This window comes from Flavobacterium sediminis, from assembly GCF_003148385.1.
Lineage (GTDB): Bacteria > Bacteroidota > Bacteroidia > Flavobacteriales > Flavobacteriaceae > Flavobacterium > Flavobacterium sediminis.
In genome coordinates this window covers 918,784-945,367 of the sequence record NZ_CP029463.1, presented here as the reverse complement: position 1 = coordinate 945,367, position 26,584 = coordinate 918,784, and the positions used below count along the sequence as shown (strand labels likewise).

General features: G+C 38.1%; 13 protein-coding genes, 3 tRNA genes, 3 rRNA genes and 3 pseudogenes. 16 read left to right on the top strand and 6 right to left on the bottom strand.

The features are described from left to right. Positions 1-32: 32 nt before the first annotated feature. From DI487_RS04475 to DI487_RS04465, 3 genes are all read right to left on the bottom strand, one after another. Positions 33-794, bottom strand: a complete 762-nt coding sequence (locus DI487_RS04475) for an SDR family NAD(P)-dependent oxidoreductase (RefSeq protein WP_109568596.1) — start codon at positions 792-794, stop codon at positions 33-35. Between the two features lie 89 nt (positions 795-883). Then, the gene (locus DI487_RS04470) at positions 884-1,828 is read right to left on the bottom strand and encodes a helix-turn-helix domain-containing protein (RefSeq protein WP_109568595.1); all 945 of its coding nucleotides are present in this window, start codon (positions 1,826-1,828) and stop codon (positions 884-886) included. Between the two features lie 42 nt (positions 1,829-1,870). Beyond that, positions 1,871-3,097, bottom strand: a complete 1,227-nt coding sequence (locus tag DI487_RS04465; protein ID WP_109568594.1) for an exo-beta-N-acetylmuramidase NamZ family protein — start codon at positions 3,095-3,097, stop codon at positions 1,871-1,873. A gap of 6 nt (positions 3,098-3,103) precedes the next feature. On the opposite strand from DI487_RS04465, the pseudogene DI487_RS04460 reads away from it, so the two are divergent. From DI487_RS04460 to rrf, 6 genes and pseudogenes are all read left to right on the top strand, one after another. Continuing rightward, positions 3,104-4,335 (top strand): annotated as a pseudogene (locus DI487_RS04460) (ABC transporter permease). Between the two features lie 596 nt (positions 4,336-4,931). After that, positions 4,932-6,446: ribosomal RNA gene (locus DI487_RS04455) — 16S ribosomal RNA — on the top strand. 77 nt (positions 6,447-6,523) lie between these two features. Continuing rightward, positions 6,524-6,597: transfer RNA gene (locus DI487_RS04450), tRNA-Ile, on the top strand. 93 nt (positions 6,598-6,690) lie between these two features. After that, positions 6,691-6,763 (top strand) — tRNA-Ala (locus DI487_RS04445). Positions 6,764-6,854: 91 nt separating this feature from the next. Further along, positions 6,855-9,720: ribosomal RNA gene (locus tag DI487_RS04440) — 23S ribosomal RNA — on the top strand. A 124-nt stretch (positions 9,721-9,844) separates the two neighbouring features. After that, positions 9,845-9,954, top strand: a 5S ribosomal RNA gene (rrf, locus tag DI487_RS04435). The 16S, 23S and 5S rRNA genes sit together here with 2 tRNA genes alongside, the layout of an rRNA operon. A 137-nt stretch (positions 9,955-10,091) precedes the next feature. Here the strand turns inward: rrf and DI487_RS04430 are convergent. From DI487_RS04430 to DI487_RS04420, 3 genes are all read right to left on the bottom strand, one after another. Continuing rightward, entirely contained in the window at positions 10,092-11,489 is a 1,398-nt protein-coding gene (locus tag DI487_RS04430; RefSeq protein ID WP_109568593.1) for a glutamate synthase subunit beta, read from the bottom strand. 11 nt (positions 11,490-11,500) lie between these two features. Then, entirely contained in the window at positions 11,501-15,982 is a 4,482-nt protein-coding gene (gene gltB, locus DI487_RS04425) for a glutamate synthase large subunit (protein ID WP_109568592.1), read from the bottom strand. Positions 15,983-16,213: 231 nt separating this feature from the next. After that, positions 16,214-17,353: an acyl-CoA dehydrogenase gene (locus DI487_RS04420; RefSeq protein ID WP_109570602.1), complete on the bottom strand. Its 1,140-nt coding sequence runs from the start codon at positions 17,351-17,353 to the stop codon at positions 16,214-16,216. Positions 17,354-17,449: 96 nt separating this feature from the next. On the opposite strand from DI487_RS04420, the gene DI487_RS04415 reads away from it, so the two are divergent. From DI487_RS04415 to DI487_RS04370, 10 genes and pseudogenes are all read left to right on the top strand, one after another. Beyond that, entirely contained in the window at positions 17,450-18,517 is a 1,068-nt protein-coding gene (locus tag DI487_RS04415) for an anhydro-N-acetylmuramic acid kinase (protein WP_109568591.1), read from the top strand. 101 nt (positions 18,518-18,618) lie between these two features. Next, positions 18,619-19,844 (top strand): annotated as a pseudogene (locus DI487_RS04410) (Glu/Leu/Phe/Val dehydrogenase dimerization domain-containing protein). Between the two features lie 10 nt (positions 19,845-19,854). Next, positions 19,855-21,222, top strand: coding sequence for a sodium:proton antiporter NhaD (gene nhaD / locus DI487_RS04405; RefSeq protein ID WP_109568590.1), 1,368 nt, complete (start codon positions 19,855-19,857; stop codon positions 21,220-21,222). A gap of 43 nt (positions 21,223-21,265) precedes the next feature. Further along, the gene (locus DI487_RS04400; protein ID WP_109568589.1) at positions 21,266-21,973 is read left to right on the top strand and encodes a MotA/TolQ/ExbB proton channel family protein; all 708 of its coding nucleotides are present in this window, start codon (positions 21,266-21,268) and stop codon (positions 21,971-21,973) included. Between the two features lie 24 nt (positions 21,974-21,997). Further along, entirely contained in the window at positions 21,998-22,399 is a 402-nt protein-coding gene (locus tag DI487_RS04395) for an ExbD/TolR family protein (protein WP_109568588.1), read from the top strand. Positions 22,400-22,434: 35 nt separating this feature from the next. Continuing rightward, a complete protein-coding gene (locus DI487_RS04390) occupies positions 22,435-23,238 on the top strand; it encodes an energy transducer TonB (protein WP_109568587.1) in 804 nt (267 codons plus the stop codon). A gap of 184 nt (positions 23,239-23,422) precedes the next feature. Then, entirely contained in the window at positions 23,423-24,637 is a 1,215-nt protein-coding gene (locus tag DI487_RS04385) for a bifunctional folylpolyglutamate synthase/dihydrofolate synthase (protein WP_109568586.1), read from the top strand. Between the two features lie 95 nt (positions 24,638-24,732). Continuing rightward, positions 24,733-24,807: transfer RNA gene (locus DI487_RS04380), tRNA-Val, on the top strand. A gap of 107 nt (positions 24,808-24,914) precedes the next feature. After that, positions 24,915-25,858 (top strand): annotated as a pseudogene (locus tag DI487_RS04375) (2-hydroxyacid dehydrogenase); the annotation flags it as partial. 450 nt (positions 25,859-26,308) lie between these two features. Further along, entirely contained in the window at positions 26,309-26,572 is a 264-nt protein-coding gene (locus DI487_RS04370; RefSeq protein WP_109568585.1) for a TM2 domain-containing protein, read from the top strand. Positions 26,573-26,584 lie beyond the last annotated feature (12 nt).

Sequence of the window (26,584 nt, the reverse complement as noted above, 5' to 3'; positions counted from 1 at the left end):
AAACGGCTTGATTTTTCAAGCCGTTTTTGTTTTTAAAGCATCATTCCTCCCGATGCTTCAATACGCTGTCCGTTTATCCAGTGCGCTTCTTCACTGCATAAAAAGGCAACTATTCCACCGATATCATCCGGAAGGCCAACGCGTCCCAATGCTGTGATACTTGCAATTTGATCATTGATCTCTTTGTTATCGCGAATCCTTCCGCCACCGAAATCAGTTGCAATGGCACCAGGTGCCACAACATTAGCACTAATTCCTTTCGGTCCTAACTCTTTGGCAAGATATCGGGTTAAAACCTCAATAGCACCTTTCATTGAACCGTAAGCGGAAGATCCGGGAAATGAAAATCTGGCAAGACCTGAAGAAATAGTGATGATCCGACCTCCTTTATTTATATAAGGAAGTGCTTTCTGGGTTAAAAAGAATACCCCTTTATAGTGAATGTTAAACATTGCATCCAGTTGTTCTTCTGTAGTTTCTGAAAACGGAGCATAAAGAGCCGTTCCGGCATTATTGATAAGAAAATCAAAATTAGGGCTTCCGGTACTTTCTTGTAGATGCTGAGTTATTTTTTGAATGAAGGAATCAAACATTTCTGTTTTTTCCACATTTAATGGAAAAGCAATGGCTTTTTGTCCGATAGCCTGAATTTCTGCAACAACTTTCCCGGCTTCAGTTTGGTTACTATTATAGGTGATAATAACACCAATTCCGTTTTTAGCCAGATTAATAGCCATATTACGACCTAAACCACGGTTTCCGCCTGTAACTAATGCGATTTTTTGTGTTTTCATATTTTTGTTTTTTTTGTTAATACAAAATTATGATAACCATGAAAGGACAGGTTTGCGTGTTTCAAACAGTTTGTTGCAAAAATCAAATATTAAGTCTGTGACCGAAAAGTTAAAGGAGTCATTTCAGTATGTTTTTTGAAGAAATTGGAAAAATGCGCTGTTTCCTCAAAGCCTAGACAATAAGCAATCTCAGAAACATTCCAATTCGTCTGCTTAAGCAGTATTTTTGCTTCTTGAATTAGTCGACCGCTAATAATATCAGTAGTTGTTTTTCCGATATTTTCTTTTAACACCTTATTTAAGTGATTAACATGAACAGCTAACCTTTCGGCAAAGTCTTTAGCGGTTCGTAAAGTTAATTTCTGACTTGTGGATTCAATAGGAAATTGCCGTTCTAAAAGTTCAATGAATAACGAAATTACCCTTTCAGAAGCATTTTGGGTAACAGTTAAAGAGCCGGTAGGTTGTAATTTTTGCCCGTAATGAATTAATTCAAGAAGGTAATTGCGTAGTAAATCATATTTAAAGGTGTAATCAGAAGCTATTTCTTGTTTCATCTTTTGAAATATAATAGCGATTTCATCTGCTATTTCATCTGTAATTTCGAAAACAGGAATCCCTCCTGACTGAAAAAGCGGTAATTCATCTAAAACGACTCCGCTTTTATTTTTAATCATAAACTCTTCAGTAAAAACACAAAACATACCTGATTGTTCTGCATCTTGAGGAATCCAGTGATAAGGGATTTTTGGGGTAGCAAATAAAAGAGCATTTTTTTGTATGTTGATCACCTTGTCAGCATATTCAGCTTTGTTTTTACCTCTGATCAGACTTATTTTATAATAAGTTCTGCGATTATAAGGCATTACTTTCTGTTGCTGTACATCTTTAAGCGTTTCAAAAATATCGAAAATATTAAAATGACCGATTTCTTTAGATATATCCTGTGGCAGGATCTCATGCAGTTCTTTACCTGTAAACTCTACAGCTTCCTTGTAAAATTGTTCCAGAGATGTGCGTGTAATATTTTTCATTTCTAAAAGGTCTTAATGGTGAAAAATACAGGTTTTATCTTTTTATGGATAGATCAAATATTTTTTTCGGATATTCTTAAAGTTTTCCAAGCCTGGTTGCCAAGAATCTCTGATTTGTTTTTCAGTTAATCCTGCTTCGATTTGTTGCTGTAATTTAGGGGTTCCTGCCAGTTTGGTAAAAAAGGAATTGAAGAATTTAGTCTTATCAGTAGTTTGATGGTATGCTTTTAATAACCATTTTAATTCTAATTGTGTTACTTTTTCAACAGCGGTTAAATCTTCACCATAACAAACTTTACCATTATATAAAGGATCTTTTGCGCCTTCATTAGGTTTTGGTGTAAAAGTAAAATCAGTTTTAGGTAAATAAGGAGAACCATAAATTTGAAACTGGATATCAGTACCACGACCAACACTCACATTAGTCCCTTCAAAGAAACATAAGCTGGCATATAAGTTGATAGATTGATCATTGGGTAAGTTAGGAGAAGGCTTTACAGGCAAACTGTAAGACATGGTTCTTTTGTAATTTTTACAAGGGATAACAGTTAAGTCACAGTGAATGCCGTTTTTCAACCACTTTTCACCGTTAATCATTTTAGCGTATTCACCTATGGTCATTCCGTGCAAAACCGGAATTTTGTGCATTCCCACAAAACTTGTATATTCAGGTTCTAATATTGGACCGTCTACTATAGATCCGTTAGGGTTGGGTCTGTCAAGAACCAGTAAAGGAATGTTTTGTTCGGCACAAGCCTCCATTACATAATGTAATGTAGAAATATAAGTGTAAAAGCGAGCTCCTACATCCTGTATGTCAAAGATCACAACTTCAATTCCGTCAAGTTGCTCCGGTTTAGGTTTTTTGTTACTCCCATATAAAGAAATAATAGGCAATCCGGTTTTTATGTCTTTTCCGTCTTTTACAACTTCTCCGGCATCGGCGGTACCTCTGAAACCATGTTCGGGAGCAAATATTCGTTTGATGTTAAAATTTCGTTGAAGCAGATAATCGACCAAATGCATTCTTCTAAAAGGGACAGTACTGGTTGCATTAGCTACAACTGCTATTTTTTTCCCCTTTATAATAGGTAAGTAAGAAAAATTTTCAGAACCTAAAACAAGTCCGTCGGTAATAATCTCAGTTGCTTCTGTTGCAATTATAGTATCATTTATAGTCGGGTTGACCTGAGCATTATTCTTACCACAAGAAACAATTAGTAAACCAAAAAATAAAAATGTATTTTTGAACATTAATTTCGGAATCATATCAAGTTGAATTTAGAATATTTTATAGCAAAACGCTTAGTTAAGGATAAAGCATATAAAAGTAGCGTTTCTTCTCCAATTATAAAAATTGCGATAGCGGCTATTGCATTAGGCATTATCATGATGATAGTTGCAGTAGCGACCAGTATAGGCCTGCAAAAAAAGATTCGGGAAAAAGTATCGGCTTTTAACGGACATGTCATTATTTCTAATTTTGATAATAATCAATCTCAGGCAAATATTGTTCCGATTTCTACGAAACAGGATTTTTATCCCCATTTCAATTCAGTTTCCGGGATAAAGCATATCCAGGCAGTTGCTAATAAAACCGGTTTAATAAGAACAGAAGAGACTGTTGAGGGATTGTCTTTAAAGGTGTAGGAGAAGATTATGATTGGAGCGCTGTAAAAGAATATCTGGTACAGGGAACTTTACCTAAGATAACAGCTAAGTTTACTGATGATATTGTGATTTCTCAATATTTGGCCAATAGATTGAATTTAAAATTAAATGATATATGCCGAACCTATTTTATAAAAGAAGGAGGTAAAGGATATAATCTGCGAAGTTTTAAAATTGTAGGGATTTTTAATTCAGGGTTTCAGGAATTTGATGCCAATTATATTATAGGGGATATAAAACACGTTCAGAAGATTAATAAATGGAAATCAGATGAAGTAGGAGCTTTCGAAGTTTTTATAGATGATTTCGACCAGATTGAACAAAAAGGAAAAGAAATATACAAAGCCATTCCGTCAAATTATGATAGTGAAACTATAGCTGAAAAATATTATAGTATGTTTGAGTGGCTAAAACTTTTTGACTTTAATACTATAGTAATTCTCATTGTGATGATTACGGTTGCAACTATTAATATGATGGTAGCATTATTAGTGCTTATTTTAGAACGAACACAAATGATCGGGATATTAAAAGCATTGGGAGCGACCAATTGGAGTATTCGGAAAATATTTTTATACAATGCGGCTCATCTTATTATAAAAGGATTGCTTTGGGGTAATGCAATAGCCCTAACACTTTTAATGTTGCAGAAATATTTTAAAATAATTAGCCTTAATCCCGAAAGTTATTATGTTCGGGTTGCTCCGGTTGATATAAATTTTCTTTATATAGGCTTGTTAAATTTAGGGACAATAGTCATTTGTTTGATGGTTTTATTGATTCCTTCTTATATAATAACAAAAATTTCTCCTGTAAAAGCTATAAGATTCGATTAAGCTCACATTTTAATTGGTTAGAGATATTTCTTATTTAGCACTTCATTTTTGTTATATATTTAGAAGGGTTAAAAAAAGTTTTTCTTGTAAGTTATTGTGTTTCAGGGTTAGTAAAAAAAACTTTAAAAAAAAGGCATAAAAAAGTTTGCGAGAATGGAAAAAGCTACTACTTTTGCACCCGCAAATCAGCCGAGATATGTTTTTAAATAAAGCGATTTAGGGAGGTTTGAGAGGTTCATAGAAAGGGTGTTAAAACGGGAAAAATATTTTGAAAAAAACTTGAAAAAATATTTGGATTGTAAAGGATAAACACAGTATCTTTGCCCTCCGCAAGATGAGAGTTCTTTGGAAGCGTTAAGGTTTTAATTTTAACGAAAAAATACTGAAAAAACGAGTTTTAAAATTTTTGAAAAAAAATTAAAAAAAAGCTTGCCAGTTAAAAAAGAAGTTGTACTTTTGCACCCGCTAAACGAAAGAATAGCGAGAATAAAAAAGAAGACACGTTCATAGACATATTGAATTGACAGCATACAAAAAAGAGAGTAAGGCGAATTAATTAGACGAATGACCAAGTATCGTACGAAATTAAAAATACTACGATGAAGAGTTTGATCCTGGCTCAGGATGAACGCTAGCGGCAGGCCTAACACATGCAAGTCGAGGGTAGAGTTAGCTTGCTAACTTGAGACCGGCGCACGGGTGCGTAACGCGTATGCAATCTACCTTGTACAGGGGGATAGCCAGAGAAATTTGGATTAATACCTCATGGTATTTTAGAGTGGCATCACTTTATTATTAAAGATTTATCGGTACAAGATGAGCATGCGTCCCATTAGTTAGTTGGTGTGGTAACGGCACACCAAGACGATGATGGGTAGGGGTCCTGAGAGGGAGGTCCCCACACTGGTACTGAGACACGGACCAGACTCCTACGGGAGGCAGCAGTGAGGAATATTGGGCAATGGAGGCAACTCTGACCCAGCCATGCCGCGTGCAGGAAGACGGCCCTATGGGTTGTAAACTGCTTTTGTACGGGAAGAAACACTGGTATGTATACCGGCTTGACGGTACCGTAAGAATAAGCATCGGCTAACTCCGTGCCAGCAGCCGCGGTAATACGGAGGATGCGAGCGTTATCCGGAATCATTGGGTTTAAAGGGTCCGTAGGCGGCCTTATAAGTCAGTGGTGAAATCTTCTGGCTCAACCAGAAAACTGCCATTGATACTGTAAGGCTTGAATATTTGTGAAGTAACTAGAATATGTAGTGTAGCGGTGAAATGCTTAGATATTACATGGAATACCAATTGCGAAGGCAGGTTACTAACAAATGATTGACGCTGATGGACGAAAGCGTGGGGAGCGAACAGGATTAGATACCCTGGTAGTCCACGCCGTAAACGATGGATACTAGCTGTTCGGATGCAAATCTGAGTGGCTAAGCGAAAGTGATAAGTATCCCACCTGGGGAGTACGCACGCAAGTGTGAAACTCAAAGGAATTGACGGGGGCCCGCACAAGCGGTGGAGCATGTGGTTTAATTCGATGATACGCGAGGAACCTTACCAGGGCTTAAATGGGAGACGACAGTTTAGGAAACTAGACTTTCTTCGGACGTCTTTCAAGGTGCTGCATGGTTGTCGTCAGCTCGTGCCGTGAGGTGTCAGGTTAAGTCCTATAACGAGCGCAACCCCTATCGTTAGTTGCCAGCGAGTAATGTCGGGAACTCTAGCGAGACTGCCGGTGCAAACCGAGAGGAAGGTGGGGATGACGTCAAATCATCACGGCCCTTACGTCCTGGGCCACACACGTGCTACAATGGCCGGTACAGAGAGCAGCCACTTAGCGATAAGGAGCGAATCTATAAAACCGGTCTCAGTTCGGATTGGAGTCTGCAACTCGACTCTATGAAGCTGGAATCGCTAGTAATCGGATATCAGCCATGATCCGGTGAATACGTTCCCGGGCCTTGTACACACCGCCCGTCAAGCCATGGAAGCTGGGGGTACCTGAAGTCGGTGACCGTAAGGAGCTGCCTAGGGTAAAACTAGTAACTGGGGCTAAGTCGTAACAAGGTAGCCGTACCGGAAGGTGCGGCTGGAACACCTCCTTTCTAGAGAAATCGATACGGTTTATTCGAGATGAGTTTTACTCTCGCTGTTAGTTCAAAAATTAAAGCTAAAAATACAGAGTCTCGTAGCTCAGCTGGTTAGAGTACTACACTGATAATGTAGGGGTCGGCAGTTCGAGTCTGCCCGGGACTACTAATTTTAGTTTTAAAAAAAGAGGAAATTCTAGGTGTTGGCTAACCGTTTAAAGTTACTGTTAACTGTAGACTGTTAACTGATCACTGAGACGGGGATTAGCTCAGCTGGCTAGAGCGCCTGCCTTGCACGCAGGAGGTCATCGGTTCGACTCCGATATTCTCCACGAGATCGAGAGATCAAAAGTTCATTGACATATTGAGATACTAAAAAACAAAGTAGAAAGAAAACACAAAGAATACGAAAGTATTAAAGTACAATAAGCAAAATAAGGGCGTATGGGGATGCCTAGGCTCTCAGAGGCGAAGAAGGACGTGATAAGCTGCGAAAAGCTACGGGATTGGCACATACGAATAGATCCGTAGATATCCGAATGGGGCAACCCACTATGTTGAAGACATAGTATCCGATAGGAGGCGAACCCGCTGAACTGAAACATCTAAGTAGGCGGAGGAGAAGAAAACAAAAGTGATTCCGTAAGTAGTGGCGAGCGAACGCGGATTAGCCCAAACCAATGTTGTTACGGCAATATTGGGGTTGTAGGACCACGAGATTTCTTACGGATTGAATTAGAATAACCTGGAAAGGTTAACCATAGAGGGTGATAGTCCCGTATAAGTAAGAGAAGATAAGGATAGTGGTATCCTGAGTAGCGCGGGGCACGTGAAACCCTGTGTGAAACTGGCGGGACCATCCGCTAAGGCTAAATACTCCTGAGAGACCGATAGTGAACCAGTACCGTGAGGGAAAGGTGAAAAGAACCGTGAATAACGGAGTGAAATAGATCCTGAAACCATACGCTTACAAGCGGTCGGAGCCCTTTTGGGGTGACGGCGTGCCTTTTGCATAATGAGCCTACGAGTTACCGTTGCCGGCAAGGATAAGCACTTCAGGTGTGGATCCGTAGCGAAAGCGAGTCTGAATAGGGCGCCATAGTCGGTAATGGTAGACGCGAAACCGTGTGATCTACCCATGGGCAGGTTGAAGCTGTGGTAACACATAGTGGAGGACCGAACCGGTTGACGTTGAAAAGTCTTCGGATGACCTGTGGGTAGGGGTGAAAGGCCAATCAAACTCGGAAATAGCTCGTACTCCCGAAATGCCTTTAGGGGCAGCGCTGGCTTAGTTTATTAGAGGTAGAGCTACTGATTGGATGCGGGGGTTTCACCACCTACCAATTCCTGACAAACTCCGAATGCTAATAAATGTTTACCAGCAGTGAGGGCATGGGTGCTAAGGTCCATGTCCGAGAGGGAAAGAACCCAGACCATCAGCTAAGGTCCCCAAATGTATACTAAGTTGAAAAAACGCGGTTTGTCTGCTTAGACAGCTAGGATGTTGGCTTGGAAGCAGCCATTCATTTAAAGAGTGCGTAACAGCTCACTAGTCGAGCGGACGAGCATGGATAATAATCGGGCATAAGTATACTACCGAAGCTATGGCATCGAAAGATGGGTAGGGGAGCATTCTAAACTGGGTTGAAGGTGATCTGTGAGGATTGCTGGACTGTTTAGAAAAGCAAATGTAGGCATAAGTAACGATAATGCGGGCGAGAAACCCGCACACCGAAAAACTAAGGTTTCCTCAGCTATGCTAATCAGCTGAGGGTTAGTCGGGTCCTAAGGCAAACCCGAAGGGGGTAGTCGATGGCCAACGGGTTAATATTCCCGTACTACTTATAATTGTGATGGAATGACGGAGTGATGAAAGCACCGCGAACTGACGGAAGTGTTCGTTGAAGTATGTAGCTATAAGACCTATAGGCAAATCCGTAGGTTTTGGTGAAATACGATAGTACTCGGAGTCTTCGGACAAAGGGATAGTGTGCCTAAGGGCTTCCAAGAAAAGTTTCTAAACTTAGATTATAAGTACCCGTACCGTAAACCGACACAGGTAGTTGAGGAGAGAATCCTAAGGTGCTCGAGAGATTCATGGCTAAGGAATTAGGCAAAATAGACCTGTAACTTCGGGAGAAAGGTCGCCCCGCTCAGGCGGGGCCGCAGTGAAAAGGTCCAGGCGACTGTTTATCAAAAACACAGGGCTCTGCAAAATCGTAAGATGAGGTATAGGGCCTGACACCTGCCCGGTGCTGGAAGGTTAAGAGGAGATGTTATCTTCGGAGAAGCATTGAATTGAAGCCCCAGTAAACGGCGGCCGTAACTATAACGGTCCTAAGGTAGCGAAATTCCTTGTCGGGTAAGTTCCGACCTGCACGAATGGTGTAACGATCTGGACACTGTCTCAGCCATGAGCTCGGTGAAATTGTAGTATCGGTGAAGATGCCGATTACCCGCAGTGGGACGAAAAGACCCTGTGCACCTTTACTATAGCTTAGTATTGACCTTGGACACGTGATGTGTAGGATAGGTGGGAGACTTTGAAGCGGCGTCGCCAGGCGTTGTGGAGTCATTGTTGAAATACCACCCTTTGCTTGTCTGAGGCCTAACCCTGCGGATGTAGGGGACATTGCTTGGTGGGTAGTTTGACTGGGGTGGTCGCCTCCAAAAGAGTAACGGAGGCTTCTAAAGGTTCCCTCAGCACGCTTGGTAACCGTGCGTAGAGTGCAATGGTATAAGGGAGCTTGACTGAGAGACATACAGGTCGATCAGGTACGAAAGTAGAGCATAGTGATCCGGTGGTTCCGTATGGAAGGGCCATCGCTCAAAGGATAAAAGGTACGCCGGGGATAACAGGCTGATCTCCCCCAAGAGCTCACATCGACGGGGGGTTTGGCACCTCGATGTCGGCTCGTCACATCCTGGGGCTGGAGAAGGTCCCAAGGGTTGGGCTGTTCGCCCATTAAAGTGGCACGCGAGCTGGGTTCAGAACGTCGTGAGACAGTTCGGTCTCTATCTACTGCGGGCGTTAGAAATTTGAGTGGATCTGATTCTAGTACGAGAGGACCGAGTTGGACGAACCTCTAGTGTATCTGTTGTCTCGCCAGGGGCACCGCAGAGTAGCTACGTTCGGAAGGGATAAGCGCTGAAAGCATATAAGTGCGAAACCCACCACAAGATGAGATTTCTTTTAAGGGTCGTGGAAGATGACCACGTTGATAGGCTATAGGTGTAAAGGCAGTAATGTCATAGCCGAGTAGTACTAATAACCCGTAAGCTTATGTACACGCTCTTCCCCGCTGCAAGGCGGGGGAGAACTTTCTTAAGGTTTTTTATTATCTTAGTATGTTACAATATTGCAACCGATGTTGCAGTCTTAAGTAAAGTATTTTTACTTTAGACTAAAAACTTAAGGTGGTTATAGCGTCGGGGCTCACCTCTTCCCATTCCGAACAGAGAAGTTAAGCCCGACAGCGCAGATGGTACTGCAATCCTGTGGGAGAGTATGTCGCCGCCTTTCTTTAAGAGGATCATATAAAATATGATCCTCTTTTTTTTTACCCTATTTTTGAGAAATGGAGTTTACACATAAATAGGGTATCTCTTTTAAAAAAGGAAAAGGAAAAGGAAATGAAAAGGAGAATCTAATTAATCTTTTTATTGATTAAAATCGTTTGTATGAATGTATTTGGCGAGGTTTCTGCCGTCAGCAATAGCATTTACGACTAAGGAAGCACCGATTCTGGCATCACCGATAGTGAAATATTTAGGATTTGAGGTGTTGTAGTTTTGGCTGTTGAATCGTTGTTTATGCCAAGTTACAGAACTCCCTGAAATAGCAACTGAACCCGTAAAACCTATCGCTACTAATAGTAAATCACAGGGTAGTGTGCGGCTAGTGTTGGAAATGATTTCTTTGGTTCTGTTGCCGTTTTGATCTATTCCAATCTTTACTTCACTAATTGTGATAGATATGATGGTGTTGGTTTCATCAGTATTAAACTGTGTAGCGTAGTTTTTAAAGATACGCTGACTGCCTTCTTCATGAGAGGTTGAGTCTTTATATTGTAGAGCATCCATAGGCCAAGGTGTGCTTTCAGAGCGCTCTTTAGGAGGTTTTTCATGATAATCTAGTTCAGTTACCGATAAGGCACCTTCACGATTAGCTGTTCCGATGCAATCAGAACCTGTATCACCTCCACCTATTACTATAACATGCTTGCCGTTAGCATTGATCTTTTTTTTGCTAATTTCGTCTGAGATAAATTTATTAGTTTCTGTCAGATAATCCATTGCATAATAAGCATTAGTAAATGTGTCAAGAGGGATATCGTATTGACGCTCTTTTTGAGATCCAATTGCTAAGATGATTTTATCATATTTTTGTTCTAATTCTTCCGAAGAAATATTTTTACCTATTTCAGTTTGAGTATAAAATTGAATTCCCACTTCTTTTAAGAGTTCAATTCTTCTTTTGATAACAGATTTATTTAGTTTAAAGTCGGGAATCCCGTAGCGTAATAAACCACCCGGCTCTTTGTCTTTTTCATAAACAGAGACGGTATACCCATAAGAGTTTAAATAATAGGCAGCTGCCAAACCAGCAGGACCAGAGCCAATGATAGCAATTTTGATTCCGTTTCGTTCTTTAGGTTTTTCAATAGTAATCCAGTTGTTTTCAAATGCTTTTTCGATAATCGTTTTTTCAATTTCTTCAATAGTAACAGCATCACTATTGATTCCCAAAACACAACCTTGCTCACAAGGTGCCGGACAAATTCTTCCTGTAAACTCAGGAAAAGGATTGGTTTTTGATAAGATTTGGTAGGCATCTTTCCAACGATCTTCAAAAGCAGCTTTGTTAAAATCGGAAATGCTATTATCTAAGGGACATTTGTAATGACAAAAAGGAACTCCACAATCCATACAGCGGGCAGATTGTTCCTGTTCTTTTTGTGTGTCAAAAGGCAATGTGAATTCTGAAAAATGCTTTATTCTTTCAGCTACTTTTTGTTTTTCAGGTAATTCTCTTTTATATTTTAAAAATCCGTCCATTTCAGTTTTTATTAGTATTCTGCTACTTTAGCTTCAGTTGATTTGATGATTTTTTTGTATTCGCCCGGAATCAATTTGAGGAAATAATGCTTGGAAACATTCCAGTCCGTTATAATTTCTTTTCCTAAAGTACTATTAGTTAATTTAATGTGTTCCTGAATTTTATCAAAGAGGAATTCATATTCATTTGAAGATATTTCGTCGATTTCAAGCATTTCGAAGTTTATCATAGCTTCTAAATTCTTTTGTGTTTTGAACAAATAGGCAATACCGCCACTCATTCCTGCCCCGAAATTTTTTCCAATGGTTCCTAATATAAGTACTTTTCCACCGGTCATATATTCGCAGCCATGTGCTCCTACACCTTCAACAACAACATCAGCACCTGAATTCCTAACGGCAAAACGTTCTCCTGCTCTTCCGTTAATGAAAACATTTCCTGAAGTAGCTCCATAAAGGGCTACGTTACCAACGATAGAATTCTCTCTCGAGGAGAAAGTTGCTTCTTTTGCTTTTTTAGCAACTAACTGCCCTCCTGAAAGGCCTTTTCCAAAATAATCATTGGCTTGTCCAATTAAATTCAAAAACAGGTTAGAATGTGCAAAAGCACCAAAACTTTGCCCGGCCGATCCGATAAAGTTTAATTTAATGAAGGGTAACTTTTCAAGATTTTCCTTTTCATATTTTACCATGTAATGTGATAAAGTAGTTCCGACACTTCTGTCTAAATTGAAAATAGTATAATTTTTCTCGATAAAGTTTTCTCCTTTAAAGCGAGGATAAATATCATCAACAATTCGTTGATTTAAACTTCCCTCTAAATTAAAAGCCTGGCAACTGAAAACATGGTTAGGTATGTTATAGGTATTATAAGCTTTGTATAAAAGAGAATCTAAATTGAGAGTTCTGGTTTTCCATATAGAGTTGTTAGTGGTATCTGCTTTTAAAACATCTACTTGACCTACCATTTCATTAATGGTTCTAAAGCCCAGTGAAGCCATGATTTCACGAAGTTCGATAGCAATATGAGTAAAATAATTAATTACGTATTCCGGTTTTCCTTTGAATAATTCGCGTAATGTTTTGTTTTGAGTGGCGACACCAACAGGACAAGTATTTGTATGGCATTTGCGCATCATGATACAACCTTGTGTGATTAATGCAGCTGTAGAAATACTCCATTCTTCTGCTCCTAATAAAGTAGCAATAGCAATATCTTTTGCTGTACGTAATTGTCCGTCGGTTTGCAGAACTACCCGATCGCGCAAGCCATTCATAACTAAAGTTTGATTGGCCTCTGCCAGACCTAATTCCCAAGGTAAGCCCGCATGTTGAATGGAGCTGATAGGAGAAGCTCCGGTTCCGCCATCGTAGCCTGAAATCATAATGGCTTCAGCTTTAGCTTTCACTACTCCGGCAGCAATAGTTCCTACTCCGGCTTTAGAAACTAATTTTACATTGATTCGGGCAGAAGGATTAGCGGATTTCAAATCATAGATTAGTTGGGCCAGATCTTCAATAGAATAGATGTCATGATGAGGCGGTGGTGAAATCAGACTTACTCCGGGTGTAGCATGACGAACCCGTCCGATCCATTCGTCTACTTTATAGCCCGGAAGTTGTCCTCCTTCACCGGGTTTTGCGCCTTGAGCAACTTTAATTTGTATCTCATTGGCTTCAGTTAAATATTCAATTGTAACACCGAATCTTCCGGAAGCTACTTGTTTAACTGCCGAACGCATTTCGGTTTTTTCGTAGCGAATGGGATCTTCACCTCCTTCACCTGAATTGGATTTTCCGCCAATTCTATTCATGGCAATGGCTAAGGAAGTATGAGCTTCCCAGGATAGCGAACCAAAGGACATCGCTCCGGTAGAAAATCGTTTTAAAATAGAAGTTACCGGTTCGACTTCTTCTAAAGGGATACTAATTCGTTTTCTGAATTTTAATAGATTGCGAAGTGAGATCTTTTCACTTGAATTGACTAATTCTGCAAACTTTTTATATTGCTGGTAATCATTTTTCCAAGCTGATTGTTGTAATAGATGAATAACTTCCGGTGAAAGTAAATGTTTTTCACCTTCTTTGTTCCATTGGAAGAAACCGCCTGTCGTTAAATAATGTTCGGTGTAGTCGTAAGCATAGTAATGTTTTTGTAAAATTTCTTTAGCAATATCATCAAAGTTTAAACCTTCAATACGAGAAACAGTTCCTGTAAAAGCATATTGAATGACTTCATTATGAATGCCGACAGCTTCAAATATTTGAGCACCATGATAGGATTGTAGCGTTGAAATTCCCATTTTAGAGAAAATCTTTAATAATCCGTCATTGATTGATTTGGTGAAATTTTTATAGTAATGGGCTTTTTTGTCTTCTTTTTGATATTTTTCGCAATACGCATCTATCGAAGCAAAAGCCATATACGGATTCACTACATTGGCTCCGTAACCAATTAAAGTGGCAAAGTGATGTGAATTTAAAACATCACCCGCTTCAACAGCAATACCGGTTCTTACACGTAATTTTTTACGGGTTAAATGATGATGAATGGTTCCTACAGCTAATAAGGATGGAATAGGAGCCCATTTGTCATTTGAATTTCTATCGGAAATAATTAAAATATTAATTCCTTCATCTAACAAGGCTTTGTCTGCTTCTTTGCAAATTTTTCGAAGCGCTTCACGCAATCTTCCCGGTTTTCCATCGGCTTCAAAAACAGCATTGATTTGTTTGCTTCTGAAATTAGTATGATCTATTTGGCGAACAGCTTCTAGTTGGTCATTGGTTGCCACCGGATGTTCAAAAGTAATTTGTTTACAATGTGCCGGAGTTGTCGATAAAATATTGAACGAACGACCAATACTTGTATTCAGAGACATCATGATGCGTTCGCGAAGCGGATCGATAGGCGGATTGCTGACTTGCGCAAAATGTTGTTTGAAATAATTGCTTAAATGTTGTGGCTTGCCGGAAAGAATAGCCAAAGGCGAATCGAATCCCATAGAACCAATAGGTTCTTTACCGGAAGTGATTGTTTCCACTAAATGGCGATCAATATCTTCTTCGCTAAAACCAAACATTTTTTGTTTTATAAATAAGTCTTCTGGCTTTTCAATTGTATATGTCGTATTTCGTTTCGGAAGTTGTTCAACACTAATTTCATTATTAGAAATCCAGGTTTTATAGGGTTTTTGGTTAACAATTTCCGCTTTTACTTCGTCATCTTCAATAAAACGCTCTTTGTTTAAGTCAATTAAGAATATTTTTCCGGGCTCTAAACGACCTTTGCGTTCAATGTTTTCTTCTTCAATAGGTAAAGCACCGGCTTCCGATGATAAAATAATTCGTCCGTCTTTGGTAAAGCAAAATCGCGACGGACGTAAACCGTTTCGGTCTAAAGTGGCACCTACAAAATCACCATTGGTAAAACACAAGGAAGCCGGACCATCCCATGGTTCAATCAATGAAGCGTGATATTGGTAAAAATTGCGTTTGCCTTCGTCCATATTCTTATCTTCCTGCCATGCTTCCGGAATTAACATCATCATGCTATACGGCATACTTCTTCCGGCCTGATACAGTAATTCCAACATGTTGTCCAGATTAGCAGAATCTGAATTTTTATGATTTACTACCGGATTTAAAGTGGCAATGTCTTTTGGCGAAAAATGAGAAGACTCGATATGGTTTTGGAACGATTGCATCCAGTTTACATTTCCTTGAATAGTATTGATCTCTCCATTATGTGCTAAAAAGCGGAAGGGTTGAGCCAAATGCCATTTCGGGAATGTGTTGGTTGAAAACCGAGAGTGGATTAATATAACTTTGGATTTGTATAGCGGATTGGTAACATCCAAAAAATATTCTTTAACCTGAAAAGTGGTTAGCTGTCCTTTGTATACAATCGTTTTTGACGAAAAAGAGGCAATATAAAAACTTTCGTCCGTCAGGTTGAATTTTAAATGAATGCTCTTGGTTATTTCTTTTCGTAGAACATATAAACGGCGTTCAAACTCACGTGAATCATTAGAATATTCGGTGTGAGAAACAAAAAGTTGCTCTATAGCCGGTTCTGTTTGTTTAGGGGCATTTCCTAGGGATTGATTATTAACGGGAACTTTTCGGTAACCTAATACATCAAAATCCCTGTTTTCCAGAATGGAGTTAATAGTTTCACGACATAAGGCTCGCAGTTTTTTATCTTTCGGAAAAAAAATCATGCCTACGCCATAATGTCCACTTTCCGGTAACTCAACGCCTATCTTTACTAATTCATTTCGAAAGAATTCATCGGGAACCTGCGTTAAAATTCCGGCTCCGTCACCTGAGCAAGAATCAATTCCGGTTCCCCCTCTATGTTCCATGTTTTCCAGCATGGTAATTCCATCAGCAACCAGTTGGTGATTAGCATCACCTTTTACCTGAGCGATAAATCCTATCCCGCAGGAGTCATGCTCAAAAGAACTTCTATATAAACCTTGATCTTTCATTCATTTTTGCTTTTTTCATTCATGAAAAGTTTCATGAGATTCCGTTTTTCAAATTGAACGGAACTATTAAAGTATGAAAAAAACAGCAAATAAGGATAAGTTCTGAGAAGAATTAGTAAAAAAATAACAAAGTGTTGTTAAAAGTAAAATGTTGTTAAAAAAATAGTATAAAAAATGTAAAATAAAAAAAGAGCGCAATTGCGCTCTTTTTACGGGTTATTTCTTTTTAATTTATTTTGCAATGCCTCTCGAAATTACAATTTTCTGAATTTCAGAAGTTCCTTCATAGATCTGAGTGATTTTTGCATCACGCATCATGCGTTCTACATGGTACTCACGAACATAACCATTTCCGCCATGGATCTGAACGGCTTCCGTAGTTACATCCATTGCAGTAGTAGAAGCATATAATTTCGCCATAGCTCCTGATAAAGAAATATCTTGACCGCAATCTTTTTCATAAGCAGCTTTGAAGCATAACATTCTAGCAGCAGTGATATGTGTAGCCATATCTGCTAATTTGAAAGCGATAGCTTGATGTTGAATGATTGGTTTTCCGAAAGATTTTCTTTCTTGAGCATATTTTAAGGCTAATTCATAAGCTCCTGAAGCAATACCTAAAGCTTGAGAAGCAATACCGATACGACCTCCATTCAATACTCCCATAGCAAAATTGAATCCGAAACCGTCTTCACCGATTCTATTCTCTTTCGGAACTTTTACGTCAGTAAACATCAAAGAGTGAGTGTCAGAACCGCGAATTCCCATTTTATTTTCTTTCGGTCCGATTTCAAAACCTTCCCATCCTTTTTCAACGATGAAAGCATTAATTCCTTTATGTCCTTTTTCAGGATGTGTATGGGCAATTACAACATAAGTTGAAGCATTGCCACCATTTGTGATCCAGTTTTTAGTACCGTTTAACAAATAGTAGTCACCCATGTCTTTTGCAGTTGTCTTTTGAGATGTAGCATCAGATCCTGCTTCAGGTTCAGATAAACAGAATGCTCCGATTACATCACCTTGAGCCAGAGGGACTAAGTATTTTTGCTTTTGTTCTTCGTTACAATATTTTTCTAACCCGGCACAAACCAATGAATTGTTTACAGACATAATAACAGCAGCAGAAGCGTCTATTTTTGCGATCTCTTCCATTGCCAAGACATAAGAAACACTATCTAATCCGGCACCGCCATATTTAGGGTCAACCATCATACCTAAGAATCCTAATTCTGCCATTTTCTTTACTTGTTCGTGAGGAAAGATTGAATGTTCGTCACGTTCAATAACTCCCGGTAAAAGTTCTGTTTGAGCAAAATCACGAGCAGCTTGTTGAATCATCAATTGCTCTTCGGTTAATTGTAAATCCATATTATTTGAATAAGTTGTTTGATTATTTTGTAAATAAAGTTCCCAAATGTAATTATAAAATACCATATTTTCAATAACTATTTGTATTTTTAGCCCATGCATGCGGATCGTTATTTTGTGTTAGGAGTTATGTCCGGAACTTCTCTTGACGGAGTTGACATTGTTTATGTTAAGCTGTTTAAAACAGAGGGAATTTGGTCTTATTCGCTTGTAAAAGCAGAGACTTTTTCATACACTGATGAATGGGTTCAGGAACTTACTGACGCGATTCATTTTTCTGAAGAAGACCTGAGTAGTCTGAACGAAAGATATACGTTTTTATTAGCAGATTATATACGGAAGTTTATAGATAAATATGCTATACAAAAGTTGGATGCAGTATGTTCTCACGGACATACTATCTTGCATCAGCCTGATAAAGGATTTACTCTTCAGATCGGAAATCTTCCGGTTATTTCTGAAATTTTAAATCAAACTGTTGTTTGTGATTTCAGAGTTCAGGATGTAGAATTAAAGGGGCAAGGAGCACCTTTAGTGCCGATAGGAGATAAGGTTCTGTTTTCCGATTATGATTACTGTTTGAATTTAGGAGGTTTTTCCAATATATCATTTGATGATAACGGAAAGAGAATAGCGTATGACATTTCGCCGGTAAATACAGTATTGAATTTTTATGCGGAAAAGTTAGGTTTTCCGTATGATGACAGAGGGAATCTTGCTCAAAAAGGGACGTTAAATAAAGAATTGCTAAAGGAATTGAACGCTTTAGAATTTTATGAGCAATCTTATCCTAAGTCACTGGGGAAGGAGTTTGTAAATCAGTTTGTATTTCCGCTACTTGAAAGTTATGATATAAATGCTGAAGATGTTCTTAAAACTTTTACAGAACATATTGCTTTTCAAATCGCTGATAATGTTAAAGAAAATAGTAACGTTTTAGTAACAGGAGGTGGTGCTTACAATTCTTTTTTAATACGAAATTTGCAAAAAAATAAACCTGACGTAAAGTGGGTTGTTCCGGAGGATAGTCTTGTTCAGTTTAAAGAGGCCTTGCTTTTTGCTCTTTTAGGGGTTTTAAGACTGAGAAATGAAGTTAATGTTTTGGCATCAGTAACAGGGGCTTTGCACGACCATTCGTCCGGTAAAATCTGGTTGCCGAAATAAGAATTTTTTAAAAATGAAGGGTTTTAAAAATCATTGACAGATTTCAGAAAAGCAAATTTTCTTTGCTTATATTTGTCAAACTTTAAAACATAACCATAAAAATGAAAGAATTATTAACAAAATTCGAAAATAAAGAACCAGAAATTATATTTAATTGGAAAGATCCGGAAACAGAAGCGGAAGGTTGGACGGTGATTAATTCATTACGTGGCGGAGCTGCCGGAGGGGGTACTCGTATGCGTAAAGGTTTGGATATGAATGAAGTACTTTCGTTAGCAAAAACAATGGAAGTAAAGTTTACAGTTTCAGGACCTGCTATCGGCGGAGCAAAGTCAGGAATTAATTTTGACCCGAACGATCCGAGAAAAGAAGGAGTGCTTAAAAGATGGTATAAAGCAGTGTCCCCGTTGTTGAAGAATTATTACGGAACCGGAGGTGATTTGAATGTTGATGAGATCCATGAAGTAATTCCTATGACTGAAGATTGTGGGGTTTGGCATCCGCAAGAAGGTGTTTTTAACGGGCATTTTAAACCAACAGAGGCTGATAAAATTAACAGAATCGGTCAATTGCGTCAAGGTGTGATAAAAGTTTTAGAGAATCCTAATTTTTCACCGGACGTTAACCGAAAATATACAGTAGCCGATATGATTACCGGTTATGGAGTAGCTGAAGCTGTTCGCCACTATTATTCCGTTTTCGGAGGAGATGTGAAAGGAAAGAAAGCAATCGTACAAGGTTTTGGTAATGTAGGTTCTGCTGCTGCATTTTATTTAGCAGATATGGGGCTAAAGTTATCGGGATCATTGATAGAAACGGAGGTGTATTAAAAGAGGAAGGCTTTACATTTGAAGAAATTAAGACTATGTTCTTAGGTAAAAACGGAAACCAATTAGTGGCAGACAATATGATTTCTTTTGAAGAGATCAATACTAAGATCTGGTCGGCAGGAGCCCAAATTTTTGCACCATGTGCTGCATCAAGATTGGTGACTAAAGAGCAAGTAGACCAGATGATCGCTTCCGGTTTAGAAGTGATTTCAAGCGGAGCAAATGTTCCTTTTGCGGATAAAGAAATTTTCTTCGGTCCTATTATGGAAGAAACGGATACAAAAGTGAGTTTAATTCCTGATTTCATTGCAAACTGTGGTATGGCAAGAGTTTTTGCTTATTTTATGGAGCGCAAAGTACAAATGACCGATGAAGCTATATTTGCTGACACATCGAATACAATTAAAGCAGCAATTCAAAAAGTCTATGAAGCTAGTTCCGATAAAAAGAATATCAGTGCCAGAGCTTTTGAAATTGCTTTAAAACAATTAATATAAATAAAATTTAATGGAAACAGTATTAGTAGTAGTTTTTGTCCTGGGTTATCTGGGAATTGCATTAGAACACACTTTTAAGATAGATAAATTAATTCCCGCTTTGGGGATGATGGCTATTTTATGGGCCTTAATTGCTGTAAACCACATGGAAGTTTTTGAGATCATTCCCGGGGTTGGTAAAGAGCCACATGAATTAGAAGGAACATTGCTACACCATTTAGGAAAAACTGCAGAAATCTTATTCTTTTTAATGGGGGCAATGACTATTGTAGAGATCGTTGACTATTTTGATGGTTTTTCTACCATAAAAGGGTTTATTAAAACTAAAAGTAAAGTAAGGCTACTTTGGTTGTTTACAACTTTAGGATTTGTTTTATCTGCTATTATTGATAATCTTACGGCGACTATTGTATTAATCACTATTTTACAAAAAATTGTAAACGATAAAGAATTGCGTTTGTGGTTTGCAGGGTTAATTGTTATTGCGGCAAATGCAGGTGGAGCATGGTCTCCTATAGGGGATGTTACAACCACAATGCTTTGGATCGCGAATAAAGTTTCTGCTGCATCTTTGATTGAACATGTATTGATTCCTTCAATTTTATGTTATGTTGTTCCAACATTTATTGCTTCAAGAATGAAGATTTTTAAAGGAAAGGTAGTTGATGATAGCGAAGTTGAAGAAACACAAACTGAAAATAAATATGGCCCTTTAATGTTCTATTTAGGATTAGGAGCAATTTTGTTCGTGCCTATTTTTAAAACAATTACTCATTTGCCTCCTTATGTCGGAATGATGCTGTCTTTAGCTGTTGTAGCTGCATTAGCAGAATATTTGAGCAATACTAAATTTAGTTTAGGGCATGCAACTGCAGGAGAGGGAGCTGTTCATCATAGTCCGGTTCATAGATCGCTATCAAAAATAGAGATGCCTAGTATTTTATTTTTCTTAGGGATTTTGATGGCAGTAGCAGCCTTAGAGTCTCTTGGAATGTTGTTTGATTTTGCCGGAGTTTTAGAAGCAAATGTTCCGAATTTAGGAACAGAGCATCATTCTACTAAAATTTCAGATCTAGTGGTGCTTTTATTAGGTGCTGGCTCGGCAGTAATTGATAATGTTCCGTTAGTGGCTGCAAGTATTGGTATGTTCCAAATCGGAATGGATGAACCGGCTTGGCACTTTATTGCGTATGCAGCGGGTACAGGTGGGAGTATGTTGATTATAGGTTCTGCAGCTGGTGTTGTAGCTATGGGTATGGAGAAAATTAATTTCGTTTGGTACTTGAAAAAAATCGGTTGGCTAGCCTTAGTCGGATTTTTAGCAGGTTCAATAGGATTCTTCATTATCAGAGATTTGATCCTAAATGCAGTGTCGTAACAATTTTTAGCTTTAATTTTCGTTAGAATAAAAAAATAAAAGTATGAGTATTTTTCTTCAAGCAGATAGCTTAGCTGTTGCAAATGAAATGTTAACCGACGATCAACAGCCGGTAGAAAAAACATTGTCTATTTGGGAATTAATTACAAACGGAGGTATTGGCGGACAAGCCATTATGCTGGTATTGTTTATTCTGTTGTTTTTTGCAATTTACCTGTATTTTGAACGCCTTATGGCAATTAATAAAGCAAGTAAAATTGATTCGAATTTTATGAACAACATCAAGAGTAATATTATGGCAGGTAAAATTGATGCCGCCAAAATGCTATGTGCCCAAACGAACTCTCCGGTTGCGCGATTAATTGAAAAAGGAATTTCCCGAATCGGAAAACCGCTTGAAGATATCAATACAGCTATTGAGAATGCAGGCGCTCTGGAACTGTATAAGCTAGAGAAAAATACCAGTATGTTAGCTACAATTTCAGGAGCCGGACCTATGATCGGTTTCTTGGGAACCGTTTTAGGTATGATTCTTGCTTTTCATAAAATGGCAAGTGGTGGCGGACAAATTGAGGTTGGCGCTTTAGCGGAAGGTATTTATACCGCTATGACCACTACTGTAGTGGGACTTATTGTAGGGATTGTAGCTTATATAGGGTACAATCACTTAGTGGTTCGTACCAATAAAGTAGTGAATCAGATGGAGGCTAATGCAGTTGAGTTCTTAGACCTGTTAAATGAGCCGATATAAAATTAAGCAGCAAAATCAAGACACATGAAGATCGGAAAAAATAAAAATAAAGTATCCACAGAATTCAATATGTCATCCATGACTGATATTGTGTTCTTGCTACTCATATTTTTCATGCTGACTTCAACTATGGTGACTACCAATGCATTAGATTTGGTGTTGCCAAAAGGAAAAGGGAAGACAGATAGCAACAAAAGTATTACCGTAAACATTACAAATGATTTACAGTTTTATATAGATAAAGCGGAAGTGCCTAAAAACGATATTGAAGGACGTCTATTGGAAATGCTTCCCGCTGAAAATGAAGAAAACAGAGCTATTGTTCTTAGAGCAGAAAAGAAGGTTCCTTATGAGGATATTATTTATGTGATGGATATTGCTAATCGGAACCATATTAAAATGGTTGCTGCAGTAGATCCTAAATAAGTTATAGTTTTCAACGGATTTTAAAGTATATTAGAATGAAATTTTTAGAAACAGAAGAAGAGAAAAAATCCTTTGTCATCACAAGTGCAATTTTTGTGATGCTTTTTCTGTTGATCACATTTTTAGGGTTGTCCTATATGGATCCGCCTCCTGAGAATGGTATTGCTATCAATTTCGGAACCAGTGATGTGGGGCAAGGAGAAATTCAACCTACTGAACCGATAAAAAGCGCGCCTCAGCCTTCGGTAAGTCAACCGGTAACTTCTCAGAATGATGAGGTGTTAACCCAAGATGAAGATTCACCGGTTACAGTGACTCCGACAAAGAATGATACGAAACCAAAAACCGAAACTCCGAAAGAAACGCCAAAACCAAAGGTAGAGACACCTAAGCCTTCTAAAGAAGCTACTAATGCTTTAGACGCTTTGTTGAATGGTCCTAAATCTGATGGGCAAACAACCGGAGGACATGGAAATGACGGACTTCCGGGAGATAAAGGAGATCCGAACGGAAGTATTTATGCGAATAGTTTTTATGGGAACGGTTCGGGTAATGGTTCCGGAAACGGAACGGGTTGGGGATTAGCCGGACGAAAATTAGCTGGGAACAGTAAAAAAGTTCAGGATTGTAATGAAGAAGGCAGAGTTGTAGTGAAAGTCTGGGTAAACCGTAACGGAACGGTTATAAAAGCCGAACGAACTCAAGGAACTACTAATACCAATCCTTGCTTAGTGAATCCTGCTTTAGAAACGGCTAAAAGTTTTAAATGGCAACCTGACGCCAAAGCGCCTGAGACACAAATAGGGTTTGTAGTAATTAACTTTAAATTAGGGGAATAGTAAACTGAAAATAAATTAAAAAGCCATCTTATAGTTACTATAAGATGGCTTTTGTGTTTAGACTATATCTTTTTAGCAAAAATAGGAGAACAATTATAGTAGAACTTGCCGTAACTTTGTAGTCCCAAAGAAAAAACGTAACTTTGGTAATTACGATTTTTTAACCCTAAAAGTTTCGCTCCAAATGAATTATACAGAAACTACCGAATGGTTATTCCAGCAGTTGCCTATGTTTCAAAGCAAAGGCGCTACTGCCTATAAAGCAGATTTAAAAGGCATTCATTTACTTTGTAATCATCTCAATAGTCCTCAAAAATATTTTAAGTCAATTCATATAGCCGGAACTAACGGCAAAGGATCTACTTCGTCAATGTTGGCCTCCATTTTTCAAGAAGCCGGTTTTAAAGTCGGACTTTATACGTCGCCCCATTTAAAAGATTATAGAGAACGTATTAAAATAAACGGGAAAAAGATCGGTAAAGATTATGTGACTAATTTTGTTGCTGAGAATAAGGAGTTTTTTGAACAATACAAGCCTAGTTTTTTTGAAATGACCACTGCTTTGGCTTTTGATTACTTTGCACATGAAAAAGTAGATGTAGCAATAATTGAAGCCGGTTTAGGAGGAAGGTTAGATTCAACGAATCATATAGATCCGTTATTGGCAATTATTACCAATATAGGAATGGATCATAAGCAATATTTAGGAGATACATTAGCACAGATAGCTTATGAGAAAGCCGGAATAATTAAAAGTCGCATCCCTGTAGTTATTGGTGAATATACTTCGGAAACAAAACCGGTCTTTGAACAAAGAGCCGAAGAAAAATTGGCTGAACTTCATTACGCACAGGATAAGCATTTTCCTCATTACGATTCTGATTTAAAAGGAAATTATCAGGAAAAAAATATCAGAACGGTTTTAACGGCAATTTCGATCTTGCAAAAATATTTTACAATAGCGAAACAAGATATTGTGAATGGATTGAAGCATGTTGTTCATAATACCGGATTGCAGGGAAGATGGCAGGAATTACATAAAAAACCTTTGGTAGTTTGTGATGTTGCGCATAATGTTGATGGGCTTCGTTATGTAATAGATCAAATCAAAGAACAGACCTATAAAAAATTACATATTGTCCTAGGTTTTGTAAAAGACAAAGATCTGAATGAGATCTTGCCTTTATTTCCCGTTGATGCGCACTATTATTTTGTTTGCCCGAATATCGAAAGAGGGCTCGATGCCGAAGAATTAAAGCTAGAAGCGAATAAAATAGGACTTAAAGGTGAAAAATTTAATTCTGTTGCAGAAGGCTATGAAAAAGCATTAGCGCTTGCAAATGAGAAAGATATGATTTTTGTAGGTGGAAGCACATTTGTAGTTGCAGAAATTTTATAATTTTTTTACAAAAAAGACTTGCAAATACAAATAATGAGTGTATATTTGCACTCGCAATACAGAACTGATAACAACAGTAAGGTAAAGCACCGAAAGGGCGATTAGCTCAGCTGGTTCAGAGCACCTCGTTTACACCGAGGGGGTCGGGGGTTCGAATCCCTCATCGCCCACAAGATTTAAATCCCGCATTTAGCGGGATTTTTTGTTTCTAAAACCTTCCTTTATCATTATAAGTTTTCAATATCTTTGTTATACATATTTATTAAACAAGATAAGATTGGAAACTAAAGATATTAAAATACTACACATCGATTCTAATAACCCTATATTGTGGAATCAATTAGAAGCATTGGGTTTTCAAAATGAAGCCGACTATACTTCATCTAAAGAAGAAATAGAAGCTAAGATTGAAAATTATCACGGAATTGTTATTCGCAGTCGATTTAAAATAGATAAAACTTTTTTAGATAGAGCCAGGAATCTTCAGTTTATTGCTCGTGTCGGGGCAGGTCTGGAAAGTATAGACATTGATTATGCAGAAGCCAAAGGAATCCATTTAATTGCTGCTCCTGAAGGGAATAGGAATGCGGTGGGGAACATGCCTTAGGGATGTTGTTATCTTTGTTCAATAATCTGAATAAAGCAAATAATGAAGTAAAATCAGGACATTGGAATCGAGAGGCTAACCGAGGATATGAATTAGACGGAAAAACGGTCGGAATTATTGGCTATGGTAATATGGGAAAATCGTTTGCCAAGAAATTAAGAGGTTTTGATGTTGAGGTTTTATGCTATGATATTTTAGAAGGTGTAGGAGATACTAATGCAAAGCAGGTTTTGTTTGAAGAATTTCAACAAAAAGCAGATATTGTCAGTTTGCATACGCCGTGGACACCTTTAACGGATAAAATGGTGAATAAAGCTTTTATTGAGGGTTTTGCAAAGCCATTTTGGCTGATTAATACAGCACGTGGTAAAAGTGTAGTGACGAAAGACTTGGCAGAAGCTCTGCAAAACCAAAAAATTTTAGGAGCAGGATTGGATGTGTTGGAATACGAAAAACTTTCATTCGAAACATTATTTGAAGAAGAAAAACCGAAAGCATTTCAGTACCTATTAGAAGCTGAAAATGTTTTGTTGACACCACATATTGCCGGTTGGACCTTTGAAAGTCACGAAAAGTTAGCACAAACTATTGTAGATAAAATTAAGCTATTTTATGGCTTGAAAGAAGATGTTGAGGTTCAGCCTAAGAAAGTGACAGGAATCGGCGGTTTTTTCTTTAAAAGTAAGAATCCGAAAGATTTAAAAGATTGGTATGCAAAACATCTTGGTTTCTTAAGTGATCAATACGGGAGTACCTTTTGGTGGAAGAATGATAAAGGAGAAGATTGTTTAACCCAATGGAGCCCTTTTGATGCTAAAACGAAATATTTTGATCCGTCCGAAAAAGATTTTATGATTAACCTGAGAGTTGATAATTTGGAGTTTTTATTATTGCAATTGGAGCAAGCAGGAATTTCTCAGGTTGGACAAACGGAAGAATACGATTATGGGAAGTTTGCCTGGATCTTAGATCCGGAAGGAAACAAAATTGAACTTTGGGAGCCAAAAGATGATAAATTAAAATAAAAAAACTATTTTAGCATTGTAATAAAACTAAAACAAATTATGGAAACATTTAATGAAACGAATCAGCCTCAGCAGGAAAATAAAAAATTAGTTGCTGGGATCTGTGCAATCCTAATCGGAAGTTTAGGAATTCATAAATTCATTTTAGGGTATACTAAAGAAGGGATTATCCAACTTATCATTTCTTTTGTAAGTTGTGGTATTTTAGGAATTATTCCTTTTATAGAAGGGATCATATACCTTACGAAATCAGACGAAGAATTTTATCAAACATATCAGGTAGGAAAAAGACCTTGGTTCTAAAATAAAAAAGTC